This is a genomic window from Campylobacter concisus, assembly GCF_902460595.1.
Taxonomy (GTDB): Bacteria; Campylobacterota; Campylobacteria; order Campylobacterales; family Campylobacteraceae; genus Campylobacter_A; species Campylobacter_A concisus_BL.
On the sequence record NZ_CABPVA010000001.1, the window covers coordinates 786685 to 790259 of the forward strand.

Annotated in this window: 6 protein-coding genes; all 6 read left to right on the plus strand. The window is 37.5% G+C overall.

Going from position 1 to position 3575, the window contains the following annotated elements:
* The first annotated feature begins 71 nt into the window (after nucleotides 1–71).
* The 6 genes from F3G86_RS03830 (at nucleotide 72) to F3G86_RS03855 (ending at nucleotide 3405) form a co-directional block, all read left to right on the plus strand.
* Nucleotides 72–356 carry an NADH-quinone oxidoreductase subunit I gene (locus F3G86_RS03830; RefSeq protein ID WP_002942606.1) on the plus strand — a complete coding sequence of 95 codons (285 nt, stop codon included), beginning with the start codon at nucleotides 72–74 and terminating at the stop codon, nucleotides 354–356.
* A 102-nt stretch (nucleotides 357–458) separates the two neighbouring features.
* Nucleotides 459–872, plus strand: coding sequence for a nucleoside-diphosphate kinase (gene ndk, locus F3G86_RS03835; protein ID WP_002942517.1), 414 nt, complete (start codon nucleotides 459–461; stop codon nucleotides 870–872).
* Between the two features lie 14 nt (nucleotides 873–886).
* Nucleotides 887–1246, plus strand: a complete 360-nt coding sequence (locus F3G86_RS03840; protein WP_021093441.1) for a DUF177 domain-containing protein — start codon at nucleotides 887–889, stop codon at nucleotides 1244–1246.
* 11 nt (nucleotides 1247–1257) lie between these two features.
* A complete protein-coding gene (gene rpmF / locus F3G86_RS03845; RefSeq protein WP_002942540.1) occupies nucleotides 1258–1404 on the plus strand; it encodes a 50S ribosomal protein L32 in 147 nt (48 codons plus the stop codon).
* Between the two features lie 3 nt (nucleotides 1405–1407).
* Complete coding sequence (gene plsX, locus F3G86_RS03850; RefSeq protein ID WP_009294377.1) at nucleotides 1408–2397, plus strand: phosphate acyltransferase PlsX; 990 nt, start codon at nucleotides 1408–1410, stop codon at nucleotides 2395–2397.
* Nucleotides 2398–2400: 3 nt separating this feature from the next.
* On the plus strand, nucleotides 2401–3405 hold the full coding sequence (locus tag F3G86_RS03855) for a beta-ketoacyl-ACP synthase III (RefSeq protein ID WP_149723041.1): 1005 nt from the start codon (nucleotides 2401–2403) through the stop codon (nucleotides 3403–3405).
* The last annotated feature ends 170 nt before the right edge of the window (nucleotides 3406–3575 follow it).

A 3575-nucleotide genomic window follows, 5' to 3' on the forward strand; every position in this document is an offset into this window, starting at 1 on the left:
TAAGAGTATATTTATATCATTTTCAGTTTTTTTTTGATATTCTACGCCAAAATTTTATTTAAGGAGAAAAAATGTCTGTAAAAATAACCGATATATGCATAAGCTGTGGTTCATGCATCGATGAGTGCCCAGTTTCAGCTATTGTAGATGATAGCGACAACCCAACTGGAGCAGATACATACTATGTTTATTCAAACAAATGCGTTGAGTGCGTAGGCTATAACGATGAGCCAGCCTGTGCATCTGCCTGTCCAACTGATGGATGCATCGTTTGGGATGCTGTAGTAGCAGGACAACCTTCACGTGATCAAATCGGTGCTGACGCTCGCACTGGCAGCACTCCAGTTATCCAATAAATTTACAAAATTTAGGCTCAAATTTGAGCCTATTTTATTTTTAAGCTTTATTTGATATAATTGCCAACTTCATTTAAATAACCTAAATTTTAAGGAAAATTTATGCAAAGAACACTTTCTATTATTAAGCCTGACGCTGTTAAGAAAAATGTTGTTGGAAAGATTATAGATAGATTTGAAAGCAACGGCTTAAGAATCGCAGCTGCAAAGAAAATCAAACTTAGCAAATGCGATGCAAAAGCATTTTATGCAGTTCATAAAGATAGACCTTTCTTCAACGATTTAGTTGATTTTATGGTAAGCGGACCAGTCGTAGTTATGGTTTTAGAGGGCGAAAATGCAGTTGCTAAAAACCGCGAGCTAATGGGCGCAACTAACCCAAAAGAAGCAGCTCCTGGCACTATCAGAGCTGATTTTGCTGATAGCATTGACGCAAATGCAGTTCACGGAAGCGACAGCCTAGAAAACGCTGTAAATGAGATAAATTTCTTCTTTGCTTCAAGAGAAATTTGCTAATTTTGGACTAAAATTTGATTATTCCGTTTTCTAAAATAGCAAACAAAGAGATAAACTTTGAGCTAGTAAGAAACAATGATCTAATTTTTAGTGGAATTTTAAAAAGAAAAGACCCTTTTTTGGTAAAATGTCAAGGCACCATAAAGGGCGAGATAAAATATATTTGCGATCGATGCGGTGATGAATTTATGTTGCCAGTCGATCAAGACGTAGAGCTAAATTTAAGCGATGGTGTCTATAAAGACAGAGAAAACGAGCTTAGCGATACGGTTGAATTTTTTGATGGCAATATTGATTTAAAAGAAGTTTTTGAAAGTGAGCTAGAAGCTTTTAAGAGCGATTATTTTTATTGTGAAAAATGTAAAAATTTATAAAGGAGAGTAAAATGGCAGTACCAAAGCGTAGAGTGAGTCATTCTCGTGCAGCAAAACGTAGAACACATTACAAAGTTACACTTCCAGTGCCTGTAAAAGACAAAGATGGTTCTTGGAAAATGCCTCACCGCATAAACAAAACAACAGGTGAATACTAAAATATGATTCGCATTGCTATTGATGCTATGGGTGGTGATTTTGGTGCAGATCCTATAATATCTGGCGTTATTGAAGCACTAAAAGAGACAGAATTTAAAGCTGTATTAGTTGGCGATAGCAATGCCATAAAACCACTCATCCCACAACCCTATTTAAAAAATATAGAATTTATAGAAGCTACTGAAGTCATCTCTATGGCTGACGGAGCGACAGACGCACTAAAAAGAAAAGATAGCACGATCTACAAAGCTGTTGAGCTTTTAAAAGAAAAAGAAGTCGATGCTGTCGTTTCTGCTGGTCACAGCGGTGCTACTATGAGTTTAGCTACGTTAAGAGTTGGTAGATTAAAAAATGTATCTCGTCCAGCGATCGCAACACTTATGCCTAATTCAAAAGAGACAGCTACTTTGGTTTTGGATGTTGGTGCAAATGTTGATTGCAGAAGCGAACACTTATTTCAATTTGCCATAATGGGCGAAGCCTATGCAAAAGAAATTTTAGGCAGAAAAGAGCCAAAAGTAGGTCTTTTGTCAAATGGCGAAGAAGAGAGTAAGGGCAATGAAGTCAGCAAAGAGGCCTTTAAACTAGTTTCTAGGCTTGATAGCTTTGTTGGCAATGCAGAGGGCAATCAAATTTTTGATGGTAGCATTGATGTCATGGTCTGCGACGGTTTTATGGGAAATATCCTACTAAAAACTAGCGAAGGCGTTGCTGATGCCATAGGCAAAATCATCAAAAAGCAAGTCAAAAAATCACCTCTTGCCATGGCTGGATCAGTGCTTATGAGAAAAGTTTTCAAAACTCTAAAAAAACAGGTTAGCTACGATGAGTATGGCGGTGCTCCGCTTCTTGGCGTAAATGGCTGCGTCATCATAAGTCACGGCAAAAGCAACTCAAAAGCTATAAAAAATGCAATCTTTCAAGCAATTAAATTTGCTAATTCGAATATAAATAAAGTTATAGAAGAAGAACTTTCACACTTTGCAAGGTAAAATATGCCAAAAGCTTCATTGATCTCCATTGCGTCATATGTCCCAGAAAAAATTTTAACAAATTTTGATTTTGAAAAAATGGTCGATACGAGCGATGAGTGGATAGTAAAGCGAACTGGCATAGAGCAAAGACACATTGCAACGACTGAGATAACAAGCGACCTTGGCACAAAAGCTGCCGAGCTAGCTATAAAACGCTCAGGTCTTGAAAAATCACAAATCGATGCAGTGATATGCGCTACGATATCTCCAGATCATCTTTGCATGCCTTCAACCGCTTGTAAGATAGCTGCAAATTTGGATTTAAATTTTGGCATCACAGCTTTTGATATAAGCGCGGCTTGCACGGGTTTTATCTATCTTTTAGAGCTTGCAAATTCCCTTGTTACAAGTGGTGCTAAGAAAAATGTTTTGATCATAGGAGCTGAAAAACTAAGCTCGATAATCGACTACACAGATAGAAGCACATGCATACTTTTTGGTGACGGAGCAGGAGCAGCAGTGATAAGTGCGAGCAAAGAAAACGAGATCATTGACATCCACACCGCAAGCGACGGCAGACAGGCTGAGCTTTTGATAACTCCAGGATGTGGCAGTGCTTTTCCAGCTAGCGATGAGACGCTAAAAAATAGACTAAATTTCATCCACATGAGCGGAAATGAGGTCTTTAAGATAGCGGTTCAAACGCTTAGCAAAAGTGTGATAGAAATTTTACACGCAAACAAAATGCAAAGCGAAGATATCGACTTTTTCATACCTCATCAAGCAAATATCAGGATAATAGATGCTGTAAAAAACAGGCTAAATTTCACTGACGAGCAGTGCGTTTTGACGGTTGCAAAATACGGCAACACAAGCTCTGCTTCGATCCCGATGGCGATAAATGATGCTTACGAGGACGGGCGTATAAAAAATGGCTCTGTTTTGCTTCTTGATGCATTTGGTGGCGGCTTTACTTGGGGTTCAGCGATACTAAAATTTGGCGGAAAAAATTTTAGCGATCTGTAATTAGCCGCTTTTGCACCCAAAACTCTAAATTTAATAAAATTTCTACAACACCCTCTATAAATTTTTAAAAATTTCCATTCATTTTCAAATGCATATTAAAATTACAATGTTTTAAATTTCCAGATCTATTTAATTAGAATTTAAATTTTTATGGCTATAATTTCGCAATC

Excerpts from the sequence above, each read along its gene's own strand:
- F3G86_RS03830 (WP_002942606.1), top strand. The coding sequence starts at position 72 with ATGTCTGTAAAAATAACCGATATATGCATAAGCTGTGGTTCATGCATC.
- ndk (WP_002942517.1), top strand. The coding sequence starts at position 459 with ATGCAAAGAACACTTTCTATTATTAAGCCTGACGCTGTTAAGAAAAAT.
- rpmF (WP_002942540.1), top strand. The coding sequence starts at position 1,258 with ATGGCAGTACCAAAGCGTAGAGTGAGTCATTCTCGTGCAGCAAAACGT.
- plsX (WP_009294377.1), top strand. The coding sequence starts at position 1,408 with ATGATTCGCATTGCTATTGATGCTATGGGTGGTGATTTTGGTGCAGAT.
- F3G86_RS03855 (WP_149723041.1), top strand. The coding sequence starts at position 2,401 with ATGCCAAAAGCTTCATTGATCTCCATTGCGTCATATGTCCCAGAAAAA.